General features: G+C 68.7%; 14 protein-coding genes. All 14 read right to left on the bottom strand.

All coding sequences use genetic code 11. The annotated features are described in order from the left end of the window. Positions 1–194 precede the first annotated feature (194 nt). A complete protein-coding gene (gene recQ / locus Q4V64_RS30700) occupies positions 195–2195 on the bottom strand; it encodes a DNA helicase RecQ (RefSeq protein WP_124440065.1) in 2001 nt (666 codons plus the stop codon). Between the two features lie 220 nt (positions 2196–2415). Beyond that, positions 2416–4065 (bottom strand): NADH-quinone oxidoreductase subunit NuoN, encoded by a 1650-nt coding sequence (nuoN, locus tag Q4V64_RS30695; RefSeq protein ID WP_124440052.1) that lies wholly within the window; start codon positions 4063–4065, stop codon positions 2416–2418. Continuing rightward, entirely contained in the window at positions 4062–5633 is a 1572-nt protein-coding gene (locus Q4V64_RS30690; RefSeq protein ID WP_124440053.1) for an NADH-quinone oxidoreductase subunit M, read from the bottom strand. Before Q4V64_RS30690 ends, nuoN begins: the two co-directional genes overlap by 4 nt. Before the next feature lie 5 nt (positions 5634–5638). After that, entirely contained in the window at positions 5639–7603 is a 1965-nt protein-coding gene (gene nuoL / locus Q4V64_RS30685) for an NADH-quinone oxidoreductase subunit L (RefSeq protein ID WP_124440054.1), read from the bottom strand. A 14-nt stretch (positions 7604–7617) separates the two neighbouring features. Further along, positions 7618–7917 carry an NADH-quinone oxidoreductase subunit NuoK gene (nuoK, locus tag Q4V64_RS30680; RefSeq protein WP_004927567.1) on the bottom strand — a complete coding sequence of 100 codons (300 nt, stop codon included), beginning with the start codon at positions 7915–7917 and terminating at the stop codon, positions 7618–7620. Beyond that, on the bottom strand, positions 7914–8753 hold the full coding sequence (locus tag Q4V64_RS30675; protein WP_124440055.1) for an NADH-quinone oxidoreductase subunit J: 840 nt from the start codon (positions 8751–8753) through the stop codon (positions 7914–7916). The genes nuoK and Q4V64_RS30675 overlap by 4 nt, the downstream gene beginning before the upstream one ends. Further along, on the bottom strand, positions 8750–9391 hold the full coding sequence (gene nuoI / locus Q4V64_RS30670) for an NADH-quinone oxidoreductase subunit NuoI (protein ID WP_124440056.1): 642 nt from the start codon (positions 9389–9391) through the stop codon (positions 8750–8752). The genes Q4V64_RS30675 and nuoI overlap by 4 nt, the downstream gene beginning before the upstream one ends. After that, entirely contained in the window at positions 9384–10748 is a 1365-nt protein-coding gene (gene nuoH / locus Q4V64_RS30665; protein ID WP_124440057.1) for an NADH-quinone oxidoreductase subunit NuoH, read from the bottom strand. Before nuoH ends, nuoI begins: the two co-directional genes overlap by 8 nt. Next, a complete protein-coding gene (locus Q4V64_RS30660; RefSeq protein WP_124440058.1) occupies positions 10745–13246 on the bottom strand; it encodes an NADH-quinone oxidoreductase subunit G in 2502 nt (833 codons plus the stop codon). Before Q4V64_RS30660 ends, nuoH begins: the two co-directional genes overlap by 4 nt. After that, a complete protein-coding gene (gene nuoF / locus Q4V64_RS30655; protein ID WP_172629191.1) occupies positions 13243–14592 on the bottom strand; it encodes an NADH-quinone oxidoreductase subunit NuoF in 1350 nt (449 codons plus the stop codon). The genes Q4V64_RS30660 and nuoF overlap by 4 nt, the downstream gene beginning before the upstream one ends. Beyond that, the gene (nuoE, locus tag Q4V64_RS30650) at positions 14589–15449 is read right to left on the bottom strand and encodes an NADH-quinone oxidoreductase subunit NuoE (protein WP_124440060.1); all 861 of its coding nucleotides are present in this window, start codon (positions 15447–15449) and stop codon (positions 14589–14591) included. Before nuoE ends, nuoF begins: the two co-directional genes overlap by 4 nt. Then, the gene (locus Q4V64_RS30645) at positions 15446–16768 is read right to left on the bottom strand and encodes an NADH-quinone oxidoreductase subunit D (RefSeq protein ID WP_124440061.1); all 1323 of its coding nucleotides are present in this window, start codon (positions 16766–16768) and stop codon (positions 15446–15448) included. Before Q4V64_RS30645 ends, nuoE begins: the two co-directional genes overlap by 4 nt. Beyond that, a complete protein-coding gene (locus Q4V64_RS30640) occupies positions 16765–17508 on the bottom strand; it encodes an NADH-quinone oxidoreductase subunit C (RefSeq protein WP_124440062.1) in 744 nt (247 codons plus the stop codon). Before Q4V64_RS30640 ends, Q4V64_RS30645 begins: the two co-directional genes overlap by 4 nt. Continuing rightward, entirely contained in the window at positions 17505–18059 is a 555-nt protein-coding gene (locus Q4V64_RS30635) for an NADH-quinone oxidoreductase subunit B (RefSeq protein WP_010041554.1), read from the bottom strand. The genes Q4V64_RS30640 and Q4V64_RS30635 overlap by 4 nt, the downstream gene beginning before the upstream one ends. Positions 18060–18067: the final 8 nt, after the last annotated feature.

The raw sequence follows: 18067 nt of genomic DNA, 5'->3' as shown, positions 1-18067 counted from the left end.
GCAGCCACACCCGCCCAGCGCGGGCAGCCGCTCCGCGTTGGCTGCGGGCATTCGTGCCTCCCCCAGTGCCTTAAGGGCCTGGGAGGTGCCCCCAGGGGCGGCACGGGTGGGCGCAGGCGGCACCCCGTAGCGCCGGGCCGCGCGACCCACCCCCGCCCAGCACCAGCACGGGGCGCCGCATCAGCCAACGGCGCCTATATCCAGCCGTCGTCCGGCTCCGGCTCCCGCTCCGGCTCCGGCTCCGCACCCATCTCGGGCCAGTCGTCCGCCCCCGGATCCGCCTCACGCGCCGGGACCGCCGCTCCGGACACCCCACCCAGCCCGGCCAGCACCCCGATCACACCCTCCCCATAAGTCGCCAGCTTCTTCTCCCCCACCCCACTGACACCGCCCAGCTGCGAAACCGACGTCGGCCAAACCGTCACGATCTCCCGCAGCGTCGCGTCGTGGAAGATGACGTACGCCGGAACCCCCTGCTCCCGCGCCTGCTCGGCCCGCCAGGCACGCAGCGCCTCGAAGGCGGGAAGCAGCTCCTCCGGCAGCTCGACCGCGGCCGCCTTGGCCTTGCGCTCGCCCTTGCCGGAGGACCCGGACGCCGACCGCGAGGTCACCGCCTTCTTCGGCTCCTTCCGCAGCGGCACCTCCCGCTCCCGCCGCAGCACAGTTCCACTCGCCTCGGTCAGCACCAACGTGCCGTACTCCCCCTCGACCGCGAGCAGCCCCTGCGCCAGCAACTGCCGTACGACACCGCGCCATTCGCTCTCGGCCAACTCCTCGCCGATGCCGAACACGGACAGCTGATCGTGATCGAACTGGATCACCTTGGCCGTCCGCTTCCCCAGCAGGATGTCGACGATCTGCACCGCGCCGAACTTCTGCCCCCGCTCCCGCTGCAACCGCACCACCGTCGACAGCACCTTCTGCGCCGCGATCGTGCCGTCCCAGGTCTCGGGCGGGGTGAGACAGGTGTCGCAGTTGCCGCAGCCCGCCGGGTCGGGGTCCTGGCCGAAGTAGGCGAGGAGCTGCCCGCGCCGGCATTGGACCGTCTCGCACAGCGCCAGCATCGAATCCAGGTGGGCCGCGGCCCGCCGCCGGAACGCCTCGTCGCCCTCGCCCAACTGGATCAGCTTGCGCTGCTGGATGACGTCGTTCAGCCCGTATGCCATCCAAGCCGTCGACGGCAGCCCGTCCCGGCCGGCGCGGCCCGTCTCCTGGTAGTAGCCCTCGACCGACTTGGGCAGGTCGAGGTGGGCGACGAAGCGGACGTCCGGTTTGTCGATGCCCATGCCGAAGGCGATGGTCGCGACCACGACCAGACCGTCCTCCCGCAGGAACCGGGACTGGTGGGCCGCGCGGGTGCCCGCGTCCAGGCCCGCGTGGTACGGCACCGCCTCGATGCCGTTGCGGGAGAGGAACTCCGCCGTCGCGTCCACCGACTTGCGCGAGAGGCAGTACACGATGCCCGCGTCACCCGCGTGCTCCTCGCGCAGGAAACCGAGCAACTGCTTCTTGGGGTCGGCCTTCGGCACGATCCGGTACTGGATGTTGGGCCGGTCGAAGCTCGCCACGAAATGGCGGGCCTGAGGCATGTGCAGCCGCTGGGTGATCTCCTGGTGCGTGGCATGCGTGGCCGTCGCCGTCAGGGCGATCCGCGGCACCTCCGGCCAGCGCTCGCCGAGCAGTGACAGCGACAGATAGTCGGGGCGGAAGTCGTGGCCCCACTGGGACACACAGTGCGCCTCGTCGATGGCGAAGACCGCGATCTTGCCGCGAGAGAGCAGGTCCAGCGTGGAGTCGAGCCGCAGCCGCTCCGGCGCCAGATAGAGCAGGTCCAGCTCACCGGCCAGGTACTCGGCCTCGACCACCCGCCGCTCGTCGAAGTCCTGGGTGGAGTTCATGAACCCGGCGCGCACGCCGAGCGCCCGCAGCGCTTCCACCTGGTCCTGCATCAGCGCGATCAGCGGCGAGACCACGATGCCCGTACCGGGTCTGACCAGGGACGGGATCTGATAGCACAGCGACTTGCCGCCACCGGTCGGCATGAGCACGACGGCGTCCCCGCCGGCCACCACATGCTCGATGACCTCTTCCTGCGCACCGCGGAAGGTCTCGTACCCGAAGACGCGGTGCAGTGTGGCCAGCGCCTCGCTCTCGATCGTCCCTGGCATCTCCCGGATACCGCCCGTCCCGCCCATAGTCGTGTCCCCCGTACGTCGTCCCTCGACCACTGCCTCCACGATAGGGGCCAGGACCGACAGCCCCGGAGTTATCCACAGGCTGGTCGATGACGTTCGATGGTCATTCGAACAACCCACGTCACTTGGCACGCCGGCTCGGGGCGGGAACCACATGCGCTGGGCCCCGGCTCCCACAAGGGATCCGGGGCCCAGCGCACAAGCACGCAGGTCAGCGCGCTCAGCGCACGAACACTCCAGCCTGGTTGGCCAGATCCAGGAAGTACTGCGGCGCCACACCGAGCACCAGCGTCACCGCCACGCCGACCCCGATCGCCGTCGTCGTCAGCGCCGACGGCACCGCGACGGTCGGGCCCTCGGGCCGCGGCTCGCTGAAGAACATCAGCACGATGACGCGGATGTAGAAGAACGCCGCGATCGCGGACGAGATCACACCGACCACGACCAGCGGGGCCGCACCGCCCTCCGCCGCCGCCTTGAACACGGCGAACTTTCCGGCGAAACCGGAGGTCAGCGGGATGCCCGCGAAGGCCAGCAGGAAGACCGCGAACACGGCCGCCACCAGCGGCGAACGCCGGCCCAGTCCGGCCCACTTGGACAGGTGGGTCGCCTCGCCGCCGGCATCCCGCACCAAGGTCACCACCGCGAACGCCCCGATCGTCACGAACGAGTACGCGCCCAGGTAGAAGAGGACGGACGACACACCGTCCGGCGTGGTCGCGATGACACCCGCGAGGATGAAGCCCGCGTGCGCGATCGACGAGTACGCCAGCAGCCGTTTGATGTCGGTCTGCGTGATCGCCACGATCGCACCGCCGAGCATGGTGACGATGGCGACGCCCCACATGACCGGCCGCCAGTCCCAGCGCAGGCCGGGCAGCACGACGTACAGGATCCTGAGCAGCGCGCCGAACGCCGCCACCTTCGTCGCCGCCGCCATGAACCCGGTCACCGGGGTCGGCGCGCCCTGGTAGACGTCCGGCGTCCACATGTGGAACGGCACCGCGCCGACCTTGAACAGCAGACCCATGATGATCATCGCGGCGCCGACGAGCAGCAGCGCGTCGTTGCCCATGGTGTCCGCGAGCGCCGGGTCGACGGTCGTGACCGTGCCGTCGACGACCTGCGCGATCGTCGCGTACGACATCGAGCCCGCGTAGCCGTAGAGCAGCGCGATGCCGAACAGCGTGAACGCGGAGGCGAACGCGCCGAGCAGGAAGTACTTGACCGCGGCCTCCTGCGACATCAGCCGCTTGCGTCGGGCCAGCGCGCACAGCAGGTACAGCGGCAGCGAGAAGACTTCCAGGGCCACGAAGAAGGTCAGCAGATCGTTGGCCGACGGGAAGATCAGCATGCCCGCGACGGCGAAGAGCAGCAGCGGGAAGACCTCGGTAGTGGTGAACCCCGCCTTGACCGCGGCCTTTTCGCTGTCGCTGCCCGGAACGGACGCGGCCTGCGCGGCGAAGGAGTCGACGCGATTGCCGTGCGCCTCCGGGTCGAGCCGCCGTTCGGCGAAGGTGAACAGGCCGACCAGGCCCACCAGCAGGATGGTGCCCTGCAGGAAGAGGGCCGGGCCGTCGACGGCGATCGCGCCCATCGCCGCGATGCCCGCCTTGGTCGTGGCGTACCCGTCGGCCGCCAGCGCGATGACCGCCGCGAAGGCGGCGGTGAGCGCGACGACGGACACGAACATCTGTGCGTAGTAACGGGACTTGCGCGGGACGAACGCCTCGACCAGCACCCCGACGATCGCCGCACCGACGACGATCAAGGTGGGCGACAACTGTCCGTATTCGAACTTCGGTGCGTCGATCTTCGAGATCGGATCGGCCGCGGTTGTCCACAGGCTGTGGACGGCTGTTGTACTCACTTGGCCGCCTCCACCTCGGGCTGGGGGTCCTTCTTCTGTACGTCGGACATGGTCTGCTTGACCGCCGGGTCGATGATGTCCGTGACGGGCTTCGGGTAGACGCCCAGGAAGATCAACAGCACGACCAGCGGGGCGACGACCACGAGTTCCCGCACCCTGAGGTCCGGCATCGCCGCGACCTCGGGTTTCACCGGGCCCGTCATCGTCCTCTGGTAGAGGACGAGGGTGTAGAGCGCGGCCAGCACGATGCCGAACGTGGCGATGATGCCGATCACCGGGTAGCGCGCGAACGTGCCGACCAGGACCAGGAACTCACTCACGAAGGGCGCGAGCCCCGGCAGTGACAGGGTGGCGAGGCCGCCGATCAGGAAGGTGCCGGCGAGCACCGGAGCGACCTTCTGCACTCCGCCGTAGTCGGCGATGAGCCGCGAGCCGCGCCGCGAGATCAGGAAGCCGGCCACCAGCATCAGGGCGGCGGTCGAGATTCCGTGGTTGACCATGTAGAGCGTCGCGCCGGACTGGCCCTGGCTGGTCATCGCGAAGATGCCCATGATGATGAAGCCGAAGTGCGAGATCGACGCATACGCCACCAGGCGTTTGATGTCCCGCTGGCCGACGGCGAGCAGCGCCCCGTAGATGATGCTGATCAGGGCGAGGACGAGGATGGCGGGCGTCGCCCACTTGCTCGCCTCCGGGAACAGCTGGAGGCAGAAGCGGAGCATCGCGAAGGTGCCCACCTTGTCGACGACCGCCGTGATCAGGACGGCGACCGGGGCGGTGGCCTCCCCCATGGCGTTGGGCAGCCAGGTGTGCAGCGGCCACAGGGGCGCCTTCACCGCGAAGGCGAAGAAGAAGCCCAGGAACAGCCAGCGTTCGGTGTTGGTCGCCATGTCCAGCGAGCCGTTGGCCCGTGCCTCGGCGATTTCCTGGAGCGAGAAGTTCCCGGCGACCACGTAGAGGCCGATCACCGCGGCCAGCATGATCAGTCCGCCGACCAGGTTGTAGAGCAGGAACTTCACCGCCGCGTACGACCGTTGCGTCGACGCCGCCTTTTCGCCGTGCTCGTGGGCACGGTCCCCGAAGCCGCCGATGAGGAAGTACATCGGGATCAGCATGGCTTCGAAGAAGATGTAGAAGAGGAAGACGTCGGTGGCCTCGAAGGAGATGATCACCATCGCCTCGACGGCCAGGATCAGGGCGAAGAAGCCCTGCGTCGGCCGCCAGCGCTTGCTGCCGGTCTCCAGCGGGTCGGCGTCGTGCCAGCCCGCGAGGATGATGAACGGAATGAGCAGGGCGGTCAGCGCGATGAGCGCCACCGCGATGCCGTCCACGCCCAGTTCGTACCTCACCCCGAAGTCCGCGATCCAGGCGTGGGATTCGGTGAGCTGGTAACGGTCACCGTCCGGGTCGAAGCGGACCAGGACCGTGATGGCGAGCACGAGCGTGGCGAGTGAGACGAGCAGCGCCAGCCATTTGGCGGCGGTCCGCCGCGCGGCCGGTACGGCGGCCGTGGCGATGGCCCCGAGGGCCGGGAGCACCGCCGTCGCTGTCAGCAGGGGAAAGGACATCGGTATCAGACCGCCCTCATCAGCAGGGTCGCGGCGACGAGGATCGCCGCACCGCCGAACATCGAGACCGCGTACGACCGCGCGAAGCCGTTCTGCAGCTTGCGCATCCGTCCGGAGAGGCCGCCGACCGAGGCCGCCGTGCCGTTGACGACGCCGTCGACCAGGGTGTGGTCGACGTACACCAGGGAGCGCGTGAGGTGCTCGCCGCCGCGGACCAGGACGACGTGGTTGAAGTCGTCCTGGAGCAGGTCGCGTCGGGCGGCCCGGGTGAGCAGCGACCCGCGCGGGGCGACGGCCGGGACCGCACGGCGCCCGTACTGGGCGTACGCGGCGGCGACGCCGATGGCGAGCACGACCATGGTGGAGAGAGTGACCGTGAGGGCGCTGATCGGGGCGTGCCCGTGGTCGTGTCCCGTGACGGGCTCCAGCCAGTGCAGGAAGCGGTCGCCGATGCTGAAGAACGCTCCGCCGAAGACCGATCCGACCGCCAGCACGATCATGGGGATCGTCATGACCTTGGGCGACTCGTGCGGGTGCGGCTCGGCGTGCTCGCCGCGGTGCTCGGCCGCCGGCTCCACGCTGGGCTCGGCCGGAGACGGCGTCGGGGCGTGGCGCCAACGCTCCTCTCCGAAGAACGTCATCAGCATCACGCGCGTCATGTAGTACGCCGTGATGGCCGCGCCCAGCAGGGCGCAACCGCCTAGGATCCAGCCCTCGGTGCCGCCCTTCGCGAACGCCGCTTCGATGATCTTGTCCTTGGAGAAGAAGCCGGACAGGCCGGGGAAGCCGATGATGGCGAGGTAGCCGAGGCCGAAGGTGATGAAGGTGATCGGCATGTACTTGCGCAGGCCGCCGTACTTCCTCATGTCGACCTCGTCGTTCATGCCGTGCATGACCGAACCGGCGCCGAGGAACAGCCCGGCCTTGAAGAAGCCGTGCGTCACCAGGTGCATGATCGCGAAGACGTAGCCGATGGGGCCGAGGCCCGCGGCGAGGACCATGTAGCCGATCTGCGACATGGTCGAGCCGGCCAGCGCCTTCTTGATGTCGTCCTTCGCGCAACCGACGATCGCACCGAACAGGAGCGTGACGGCACCGACGATGGTGACGACCAGTTGCGCGTCGGGTGCGCCGTTGAAGATGGCGCCGGAGCGGACGATCAGGTAGACGCCCGCGGTCACCATCGTCGCGGCGTGGATGAGGGCCGAGACCGGGGTCGGGCCTTCCATCGCGTCCCCGAGCCAGGACTGCAGCGGCACCTGGGCGGACTTGCCGCAGGCGGCGAGCAGCAGCATCAGGGCGATGGCGGTGAGCTGGCCCTCGGTCGCGTCACCGGCGAGCCCCGCCTCCTCGTGGGTGCCGAGCACCGGGCCGAAGGCGAAGGTCCCGAACGTCGTGAACATCAGCATGATCGCGATCGCCAGGCCCATGTCGCCGACGCGGTTGACCAGGAAGGCCTTCTTCGCGGCCGTGGCGGCGCTGGGCTTGTGCTGCCAGAAGCCGATCAGCAGGTAGGAGGCGAGACCGACGCCCTCCCAGCCGACGTACAACAGGAGGTAGTTGTCGGCGAGGACGAGCAGCAGCATCGCCGCGAGGAACAGGTTCAGATAGCCGAAGAAGCGGCGGCGCCGCTCGTCGTGCTCCATGTACCCGACCGAGTACAGGTGGATCAGCGAGCCGACGCCCGTGATCAGCAGGACGAACGTCATCGACAGCTGGTCGACGCGGAAGGCGACGTCCGCCTGGAAGCCCTCGACCGGGACCCAGCTGAACAGGTGCTGCATCAGGGTGCGGTGTTCGGCGTCCTTGCCGAGCAGGTCGGCGAAGAGGACGAGGCCGATCACGAAGGACACGCCCGCAAGGAGCGTGCCGATCCAGTGACCGACGGCGTCCAGTCTCCGGCCGCCGCACAGCAGTACGGCCGCTCCGAGCAGAGGCGCCGCGATCAGCAGCGCAATCAGGTTCTCCACGATTCAGCGACCCCTTACAGCTTCATCAGGCTGGCGTCGTCGACCGAGGCCGAGTGGCGGGAACGGAACAGCGACACGATGATCGCGAGCCCGACCACGACCTCCGCGGCGGCGACGACCATCGTGAAGAAGGCGATGATCTGGCCGTCGAGATTGCCGTGCATCCGGGAGAAGGCGACGAACGCGAGGTTGCAGGCGTTGAGCATCAGCTCGACGCACATGAACACGACGATCGCGTTGCGCCTGATCAGCACGCCGGTGGCGCCGATCGTGAACAACAGGGCGGCGAGATAGAGGTAGTTGACGGGGTTCACTTCGACGCCTCCTCGGCCCGCTTGAAGGTCGACGGTTCGATCGGGGTCCGCTCCAGTCGCTCCTCGGCGCGCTGTTCCAGCGCCTTGAGGTCGTTGAGCGCCTCCGCCGACACGTCACGGATCTGGCCGCGCTCCCGCAGCGTCTTGCTGACGGTGAGGTCGGAGGGGGTGCCGTCGGGCAGCAGGCCCGCGATGTCCACCGCGTTGTGCCGGGCGTACACGCCGGGCGCCGGCAGCGGCGGCAGGTGCTTGCCCTCGCGGACGCGCTCCTCGGCCAGCTCACGCTGGGTCTTGGCGCGCTCGGTACGCTCGCGGTGGGTGAGCACCATGGCGCCGACGGCGGCCGTGATCAGCAGGGCACCGGTGATCTCGAAGGCGAAGACGTACTTGGTGAACAGGAGGGTCGCGATGCCCTCCACGTTGCCGTTGGCGTTCGCCTGCGCGAGGCCGTTGAACTCCTTCAGGGAGGCGTTGCCGATGCCCGCGACCAGCAGGATGCCGAAGCCGAGCCCGCACAGCAGGGCCAGCCAGCGCTGGCCCTTGATGGTCTCCTTCAGGGAGTCCGCCGCGGTGACACCGACGAGCATCACCACGAACAGGAACAGCATCATGATCGCGCCGGTGTAGACGACGATCTGGACGACGCCCAGGAAGTAGGCGCCGTTGGCGAGATAGAACACCGCCAGAATGATCATGGTCCCGGCGAGGCAGAGCGCGCTGTGCACGGCCTTCTTCATGAAGACGGTGCACAGGGCGCCGATCACGGCGACGGTGCCCAGAACCCAGAACTGGAAAGCCTCTCCGGTGGAGGTGGAGTAGGCGGCGAGCTGCGTCATCGGCCGATCACCTTCTCCGACGCCGGTTCGTCCTCACCGAAGGTTGAGGCGGCCTCCTGCACGTCCTCGCCCTTGGAGAGGGCCACCTGGCGTTCGGTGCCTGGCGCGGCCTCCGTCACCAGGCCCCGGTAGTAGTCCTGCTCGTCCGTCCCGGGGTAGATCGCGTGCGGCGTGTCGACCATCCCCTCTTCGAGACCGGCGAGCAGCTGCTCCTTGGTGTAGATGAGGTTCGCGCGGCTACTGTCGGCCAGCTCGAACTCGTTCGTCATCGTCAGCGCGCGCGTGGGGCACGCCTCGATGCACAGGCCGCACAGGATGCAGCGTGCGTAGTTGATCTGGTAGACGCGGCCGTACCGCTCGCCGGGCGAGTAGCGCTCCTCGTCCGTGTTGTCCGCGCCCTCCACATAGATGGCGTCGGCAGGGCAGGCCCAGGCGCACAGCTCGCAGCCGACGCACTTCTCCAGGCCGTCCGGATGGCGGTTGAGCTGGTGCCGTCCATGGAACCGGGGGGCGGTGGTCTTCTGCTGCTCCGGGTACTGCTCGGTCAGCCGCTTCTTGAACATGGCCTTGAACGTCACGCCGAAGCCGGCCACCGGGTTCTGGAAACCGGGCTTGGTCTCCTTGGGCTCCTCAGCCATCGGACGCCTCCTTTCCATCCAGAGATCCGTCACTCTGAGTATCGGTCCCACCACTGACAATCAGCTCCCGCTCGCTGCGCGAACGGCGCCGCGGCACCGGCGGAAGCTCCTGTCCCGGCATCGGCGGCACGGGGAATCCGCCCGCCAACGGGTCGAACGCGGCCGGTTCCTCGGCGGGCCGCTCGGCCGCCCTCGCCTTCTCGCGGAACATGTCGACGACGAAGGAGAGAAGCAGCAGAGTGATGACACCGCCGGCGATGTAGAGAGCGATGTCGGCGAAGTCGTAGTTCTCGTTCCGCAGGGTCCGTACGGTCGCGACGAGCATCAGCCAGACCAGGGAGACCGGGATGAGGACCTTCCAGCCGAGCTTCATCAGCTGGTCGTAGCGGACGCGTGGGAGCGTGCCGCGCAGCCAGATGAAGAAGAAGAGCAGCAGCTGGACCTTGACGACGAACCAGAGCATCGGCCACCAGCCGTGGTTCGCGCCCTCCCAGAAGGTGCTGACCGGCCATGGAGCCCGCCAGCCGCCCAGGAAGAGCGTCACCGACACGGCGGAGACCGTCACCATGTTCACGTACTCGGCGAGCATGAACATCGCGAACTTGATCGACGAGTACTCGGTGTTGAAGCCGCCGACCAGGTCGCCCTCGGACTCCGGCATGTCGAAGGGGGCGCGGTTGGTCTCGCCCACCATCGTCACGATGTAGATCAGGAAGGAGACCGGCAGCAGGATGATGTACCAGCGGTCCTGTTGCGCCTCGACGATCGTCGACGTCGACATCGACCCGGAGTAGAGGAACACCGAGGCGAAGGCGGCGCCCATGGCGATCTCGTACGAGATCATCTGCGCGCAGGAACGCAGTCCGCCCAGCAGCGGATAGGTGGATCCAGAACTCCAGCCCGCGAGCACGATGCCGTAGATACCGACCGAGGCGACCGCGAGGATGTACAGCATCGCGATCGGCAGGTCGGTGAGCTGCATCGTGGTGCGGTGCCCGAAGATCGAGATCTCGTTGCCGGCCGGGCCGAAGGGGATCACCGCGATCGCCATGAAGGCCGGGATGGCCGCGACGATCGGCGCGAGGACGTAGACCACCTTGTCCGCGCGTTTGACGATGACGTCTTCCTTGAGCATCAGCTTGATGCCGTCGGCGAGCGACTGGAGCATGCCCCAGGGGCCGTGCCGGTTGGGGCCGATGCGCAGCTGCATCCAGGCGACGACCTTGCGCTCCCAGACGATGGAGAACAGCACGGTCACCATCAGGAAGGCGAAGCAGAACACCGCCTTGATGACGACCAGCCACCAGGGGTCGCGGCCGAACATCGAGAGGTCTTCAGCGGCGAGGTACGGGCTCATGCCTCCACCTCCTTGGGGGCTTCGGCGAGCGTCGCCGGGCCGATGCGGACGAGGGACCCGGGCAGCGCCCCGGTGTCGGAGGCGACGCCCCCGCCGACGGAGTTCAGCGGAAGCCAGACCACCCGGTCGGGCATCTCGGTGATCCGCAGCGGGAATTCGACGACTCCGGCGGGCCCGGTCACGGCGAGCGGATCGCCGTCCTTGACGCCCGCCTCCGCGGCCGTGGCGGGCGACACGCGCGCGTGGGCGGCATGCCGCGTCCCGGCGAGCGCCTCGTCGCCCTGCTGGAGCACACCCTGGTCGAGCAGCAGCCGGTGCCCGGCCAGTACGGCCTCTCCGGCCGCCGGCCGCGGCAGCGTGGCCGCGATCTCCAACGGCTGGGTGGCCCGCGGCCCGTCCCAGGCCCCGAGCCGGTCCAGCTCCGCGCGCGTGGTGCGCAGATCCGGCAGACCAAGGTGTACGTCCATGGCGTCGGCCAGCATTTGCAGCACCCGAGCGTCGGTGGGTGCCAGGCGCCGGGTCATGTGGTCGGGCTTGAGCGCGGCCTGGAAGAAGCGCACCCGGCCCTCCCAGTTGAGGAAGGTGCCGGCCTTCTCGGCGACCGCGGCGACGGGCAGGACGACGTCCGCGAGCTCGGTGATCTCCCCCGGGCGCAGTTCCAGCGACACCAGGAAGCCGACCTCTTGCAGTGCCTCACGCGCGCGTGCCGGATCCGGCAGATCGGCGACCTCGACGCCCGCGACCACCAGCGCCTGGAGCTCGCCGCCCGCGGCGGCCTCGATGATCTGGCCGGTGTCCCGCCCGTAGCGGTGCGGGAGTTCGGCCATGCCCCAGACGGTGGCGACCTGCTCCCGCGCGCGCGGGTCGGTGGCCGGTCGTCCACCCGGCAGCAGCGATGGCAGCGCACCCGCCTCGATGGCACCTCGCTCCCCCGCCCGGCGGGGGATCCACACCAGACGGGCGCCGGTCGCGGCCGCGGCCCGTACGGAGGCGGTCAGCCCGCCCTCCACGGCGGCCAGCCGCTCACCGACGACGATCACCGCTCCCTCGGCGCGCAGCGCCTCGGCGGCCTTCGCGCCGTCGTCCTCCAGGCCGACGCCGCTCGCGAGCGCGTCCAGCCACTCCGTCTCGGTGCCGGGGGCAGCGGGCAGCAGCGTGCCGCCCGCTTTCTCCAGGCCGCGGGTGGCGTGTGTGGCGAGCGAGAAGACCTTCTGGCCGTGCCTGCGCCAGGCCTTGCGCAGTCGCAGGAAGACGCCGGGCGCCTCCTCCTCGGCCTCGAACCCGGCCAGCAGGACGGCGGGCGCCTTCTCCAGAGCGGAGTACGTGACGCCCGTACCGTCGAGGTCACGGCCCCGTCCGGCAACCTGGGCCGCCAGGAAGTCGGCCTCCTCGCCGCTGTGCACGCGCGCGCGGAAGTCGATGTCGTTGGTGTCGAGCGCCACCCGCGCGAACTTGCTGTAGGCGTAGGCGTCCTCGATGGTGAGGCGGCCGCCGGTCAGCACACCGGTCCGGCCCCGCGAGGCGAGCAGCCCCTGAGCGGCGATCTGCAGCGCCTCCGGCCAGGAAGCCGGCACGAGGTCGCCCTCGGCGTTGCGCACCAGCGGCGTCTGGAGCCGGTCGCGCTGCTGCGCGTACCGGAACGCGAACCGCCCCTTGTCGCAGATCCACTCCTCGTTGACCTCGGGGTCGTTGGCCGCGAGCCGTCGCATGACCTTGCCGCGCCGGTGGTCGGTGCGGGTCGCGCAACCGCCGGAGCAGTGCTCGCAGACCGACGGTGAGGAGATGAGGTCGAAGGGGCGGGAGCGGAATCGGTACGCCGCCGAGGTGAGCGCGCCGACCGGGCAGATCTGGATGGTGTTGCCGGAGAAGTACGACTCGAACGGGTCGCCCTCACCGGTGCCGACCTGCTGGAGCGCGCCCCGCTCGAGCAGCTCGATCATCGGGTCGCCCGCGACCTGGTTGGAGAACCGGGTGCAGCGCGCGCACAGCACGCACCGCTCACGGTCGAGCAGCACCTGCGTGGAGATCGGCACGGGCTTCTCGAACGTCCGCTTCTTTCCCTCGAAGCGGGACTCGGCGTGGCCGTGCGACATCGCCTGGTTCTGCAGCGGGCATTCGCCGCCCTTGTCGCAGACCGGGCAGTCCAGCGGGTGGTTGATGAGCAGGAGCTCCATCACACCCTTCTGGGCCTTCTCCGCGACCGGCGAGGTGAGGTGGGTCTTCACCACCATCCCGTCCGTGCAGGTGATGGTGCAGGACGCCATGGGCTTGCGCTGGCCCTCGACCTCGACGATGCACTGGCGGCAGGCGCCGGCCGGGTCGAGGAGGGGGTGGTCGCAGAACCGGGGGATCTCGATGCCGAGTTGTTCGGCGGCCCGGATGACCAGGGTGCCCTTGGGCACGCTGATCTCGATGCCGTCGATCGTCAGCGACACCAGGTCTTCCGGCGGGACCGCCGCCTCTCCCCCTCCCGAGGGAGCGCTGGTGGTCACAGTCATGCGTTCACCTCCGTGCGGTCGGCCCAGGCCGTCGACTTGGCCGGGTCGAAGGGGCAGCCGCGGCCCGTGATGTGCTGCTCGTACTCCTCGCGGAAGTACTTGAGCGAGGAGAAGATCGGCGAGGCGGCACCGTCGCCGAGGGCGCAGAAGGACTTGCCGTTGATGTTGTCGGCGATGTCGTTGAGCTTGTCGAGGTCGGACATCACGCCCTTGCCGGCCTCGATGTCGCGCAGCAACTGCACGAGCCAGTACGTCCCTTCGCGGCACGGCGTGCACTTGCCGCAGGACTCGTGGGCGTAGAACTCGGTCCAGCGGGTGACGGCGCGTACGACGCAGGTCGTCTCGTCGAAGCACTGGAGCGCTTTGGTGCCGAGCATGGAACCCGCGGCGCCCACTCCTTCGTAATCAAGGGGGACGTCGAGGTGCTCGTCGGTGAACATCGGTGTCGAGGAGCCACCCGGCGTCCAGAACTTGAGGCGGTGGCCCGGCCGCATGCCGCCGCTCATGTCGAGGAGCTGGCGGAGCGTGATGCCGAGCGGGGCCTCGTACTGGCCCGGGCTCGTGACGTGGCCGCTGAGCGAGTAGAGCGTGAAGCCCGGGGACTTCTCGCTGCCCATCGACCTGAACCATTCCTTGCCGTTTTTCAGGATGGCGGGAACTGACGCGATCGACTCGACGTTATTTACAACAGTCGGGCAGGCATAGAGGCCTGCGACAGCAGGAAAGGGGGGACGAAGCCGCGGTTGACCGCGGCGGCCTTCGAGCGAGTCGAGCAGTGCGGTCTCCTCACCACAGATGTACGCGCCGGCGCCGGCGTGCACGGTGAGTTCGAGGTCGAGGCCGCTGCCCAGGATGTTCTCGCCGAGGTAGCCGGCCGCGTAGGCCTCGCGCACGGCCTCGTGCAACCGCCGCAAGACGGGGACGACTTCACCACGCAGATAGATGAAGGCATGAGACGACCTGATGGCATAACAGGCGATGACAATGCCCTCGATGAGGCTATGCGGGTTCGCGAAGAGGAGCGGGATGTCCTTGCAGGTTCCGGGCTCCGACTCGTCGGCGTTGACAACTAGATAGTGTGGCTTTCCATCCCCTTGGGGAATGAACTGCCATTTCATTCCCGTGGGGAATCCCGCACCACCGCGACCGCGCAGACCGGATTCCTTGACGTACGCGATCAGGTCGTCCGGCGACATGGCGAGCGCCTTGCGGAGCCCCTCGTATCCTTCGTGCCTTCGGTAGACGTCCAGACTCCAGGACTTGTCCTCGTCCCAGAAGGCCGACAGCACGGGTGCGAGCAGCTTCTCGGGGCTGGTGTCTTTCAGCTCGGCTGCCAAGGTCATCACTCCCCCTCCTCGGCGATAGGCCCTGCCGGGTGGGCAGAGTCGGAGGCCGACGTGTCCTGTGGCGCGTCGTGTGAGCTCAGGTGCTCGGTCGGTGACGGGTCGTGCGGCGGTTCCCCCTGGGGTGCCTCGCCCCGCGGATGGACCACGCGCGCGGGTCCGGCCTCTCCCTTGGCCAGGCGGAGGCCCACCAGCGACGCGGGTCCCGCACTGCCGCTTGCCTCGACGGCCCCGGGCCGCTCGTCGGGGAAGCCGGCCAGGATCCGCGCGGTCTCCTTGAAGGTGCACAGGCGCGCCCCGCGCGTGGGCTCGACCGGCCTGCCCGCGCGCAGGTCGTCGACGAGACGCTGGGCACTGCCCGGGGTCTGGTTGTCGAAGAACTCCCAGTTGACCATCACGACCGGCGCGAAGTCGCAGGCCGCGTTGCACTCGATGTGCTCCAGGGTGACCTTGCCGTCGTCGGTGGTCTCGCCGTTGCCGACGCCCAGGTGTTCCTGGAGGGTCTCGAAGATCGCGTCGCCGCCCATCACCGCGCACAGCGTGTTGGTGCAGACGCCGACCTGGTAGTCACCGCTCGGCCGCCGCCGGTACATGGTGTAGAAGGTGGCTACCGCTGTGACCTCGGCCGTGGTCAGGTCCAGCACGTCCGCGCAGAACTGCATCCCGGTGCGCGTGACGTGGCCCTCCTCCGACTGCACGAGGTGCAGCAACGGCAGGAGGGCGGACCGGGAGTCCGGGTAGCGGGCGATGATCTCCCGCGCGTCCCTCTCGAGCCTTGCTCGAACGTCGTCCGGGTATGCGGGCGCGGGCAGTTCGGGCATGCCCAGGCTGACGCCCCGCTCGGAAGAAGAGGTGGTCACCGGTCGACGCCTCCCATCACGGGGTCGATGGACGCGACGGCGACGATGACGTCGGCGACCTGGCCGCCCTCGCACATCGCCGCCATGGCCTGCAGGTTGGTGAAGGACGGGTCGCGGAAGTGGACCCGGTAGGGGCGGGTGCCGCCGTCGGACACGGCGTGCACCCCTAGCTCGCCCTTGGGCGACTCGACGGCCGCGTACGCCTGTCCCGGCGGGACGCGGAAGCCCTCGGTGACCAGCTTGAAGTGGTGGATCAGGGCCTCCATGGAGGTGCCCATGATCTTCTTGATGTGGTCGAGGGAGTTGCCCAGTCCGTCGGGTCCCAGCGCGAGCTGAGCGGGCCAGGCGATCTTCTTGTCGGTGACCATGACCGGGCCGGGCTGCAGCCGGTCCAGGCACTGCTCGACGATCCTGAGGGACTGGCGCATCTCCTCCAGCCGGATCAGGAAGCGGCCGTAGGAGTCGCAGGTGTCGGCGGTGGGGACGTCGAAGTCGTACGTCTCGTAGCCGCAGTAGGGCTGCGTCTTGCGCAGGTCGTGCGGCAGGCCTGTGGAGCGCAGGATCGGGCCGGTCGCGCCGAGGGCCATGCAGCCGGACAGGTCGAGATAGCCGACATCCTGCATGCGGGCCTTGAAGATGGGGTTCCCGGTGGCGAGCTTGTCGTACTCCGGGAGGTTCTTCTTCATCTTCTTCACGAACTCGCGGATGTGGTCCACCGCGCCGGGCGGCAGGTCCTGGGCGAGTCCGCCGGGGCGGATGTACGCGTGGTTCATCCTGAGACCCGTGATGAGCTCGTAGATGTCGAGAATCATTTCACGATCACGGAATCCGTAGATCATGATCGTGGTGGCGCCGAGTTCCATGCCGCCGGTGGCGATGCACACCAGGTGGGAGGACAGCCGGTTCAGCTCCATCAGGAGCACCCGGATGAGCGTGGCGCGGTCGGGGATCTGGTCCTCGATGCCGAGGAGTTTCTCGACGGCGAGGCAGTAGGCGGTCTCGTTGAAGAAGGACGTCAGGTAATCCATGCGCGTGACGAAGGTGGTGCCCTGCGTCCACGTGCGGTACTCGAGGTTCTTCTCGATGCCGGTGTGCAGATAGCCGATGCCGCAGCGTGCCTCGGTGACGGTCTCGCCCTCGATCTCCAGGATCAGGCGGAGCACACCGTGGGTGGAGGGGTGCTGCGGTCCCATGTTGACGACGATGCGCTCGTCGTCGGCGCGGGCCGCGGACTGGACGACCTCGTCCCAGTCGCCACCGGTGACCGTGTAGACGGTGCCTTCCGTGGTCTCACGGGCGGATGCTGACTGCGTGCTCACGAGTACGACCTCCGCTGGTCCGGAGCCGGGATCTGGGCGCCCTTGTACTCGACGGGGATGCCGCCGAGGGGGTAGTCCTTGCGCTGCGGGTGGCCCTGCCAGTCGTCCGGCATCATGATCCGCGTCAGGGCGGGGTGACCGTCGAAGACGATGCCGAAGAAGTCGTAGGTCTCGCGCTCGTGCCAGTCGTTCGTGGGATAGACGGAGACCAGCGACGGGATGTGCCGGTCGGTGTCGGGAGCGCTGACCTCGATGCGGATCAGCCGGTTGTGGGTGATCGAGCGCAGGTGGTAGACGGCGTGCAGCTCGCGGCCCTTGTCGTTCGGGTAATGGACTCCGCTCACGCCCGTGCACAGCTCGAAGCGCAGGGCGGGGTCGTCGCGCAGGGTACGGGCGACACGCAGCAGGTGCTCACGTTCGATGTGGAAGGTGAGTTCGTCGCGGTCGACGACCGTCCTCTCGATCGCGTTCTCGGGGAGCAGGCCCTGTTCCTCCAGCGCGCCCTCGAGTTCGTCGGCGACCTCGTCGAACCACCCCCCGTAGGGACGGCTCGCCGGTCCCGGGAGTCGGACCGAGCGGACGAGGCCGCCGTAGCCGGAGGTGTCGCCGCCGTTGTTGGCGCCGAACATGCCGCGCTGGACGCGGATCTCCTCGCCGCCCTGGCCGCGCTGGCCGGGGAGGTTGGAGGCCGAGAGGTCCTTCTCGGGGTTCACGCCGTTGGCGTCGTTCGCGTCGCTCACCGCAGCAGCCCCTTCATCTCGATCGTCGGCAGGGCCTTGAGCGCCGCCTCCTCCGCCTCGCGGGCCGCTTCCTCGGCGTTCACGCCGAGCTTGGAGGTCTGGATCTTCTGATGGAGCTTGAGGATCGCGTCCATCAGCATCTCGGGCCGTGGCGGGCAGCCGGGCAGGTAGATGTCGACCGGGACGATGTGGTCGACGCCCTGGACGATGGCGTAGTTGTTGAACATGCCGCCCGAGGAGGCGCACACGCCCATGGAGATCACCCACTTGGGGTTCGGCATCTGGTCGTAGACCTGCCGCAGCACCGGCGCCATCTTCTGGCTGACCCGGCCGGCGACGATCATCAGGTCCGCCTGGCGCGGCGAGCCGCGGAAGACCTCCATGCCGAAGCGCGCCAGGTCGTAGCGGCCGGCGCCGGTGGTCATCATCTCGATGGCGCAGCAGGCGAGGCCGAAGGTGGCGGGGAAGACGGACGACTTGCGCACCCAGCCCGCGGCCTGCTCGACGGTGGTCAGCAGAAAGCCGCTCGGCAGCTTTTCTTCGAGTCCCATGACTAAAG

Source organism: Streptomyces sp. NL15-2K (assembly GCF_030551255.1).
Lineage (GTDB): Bacteria > Actinomycetota > Actinomycetes > Streptomycetales > Streptomycetaceae > Streptomyces.
This window is presented reverse-complemented; position numbering and strand designations above follow the sequence as displayed.

Coding starts and splice junctions, on each gene's coding strand:
- recQ (WP_124440065.1), bottom strand. CDS start 2,195: ATGGGCGGGACGGGCGGTATCCGGGAGATGCCAGGGACGATCGAGAGC.
- Q4V64_RS30690 (WP_124440053.1), bottom strand. CDS start 5,633: ATGTCCTTTCCCCTGCTGACAGCGACGGCGGTGCTCCCGGCCCTCGGG.
- Q4V64_RS30675 (WP_124440055.1), bottom strand. CDS start 8,753: ATGACGCAGCTCGCCGCCTACTCCACCTCCACCGGAGAGGCTTTCCAG.
- nuoI (WP_124440056.1), bottom strand. CDS start 9,391: ATGGCTGAGGAGCCCAAGGAGACCAAGCCCGGTTTCCAGAACCCGGTG.
- nuoH (WP_124440057.1), bottom strand. CDS start 10,748: ATGAGCCCGTACCTCGCCGCTGAAGACCTCTCGATGTTCGGCCGCGAC.
- Q4V64_RS30660 (WP_124440058.1), bottom strand. CDS start 13,246: ATGACTGTGACCACCAGCGCTCCCTCGGGAGGGGGAGAGGCGGCGGTC.
- Q4V64_RS30635 (WP_010041554.1), bottom strand. CDS start 18,059: ATGGGACTCGAAGAAAAGCTGCCGAGCGGCTTTCTGCTGACCACCGTC.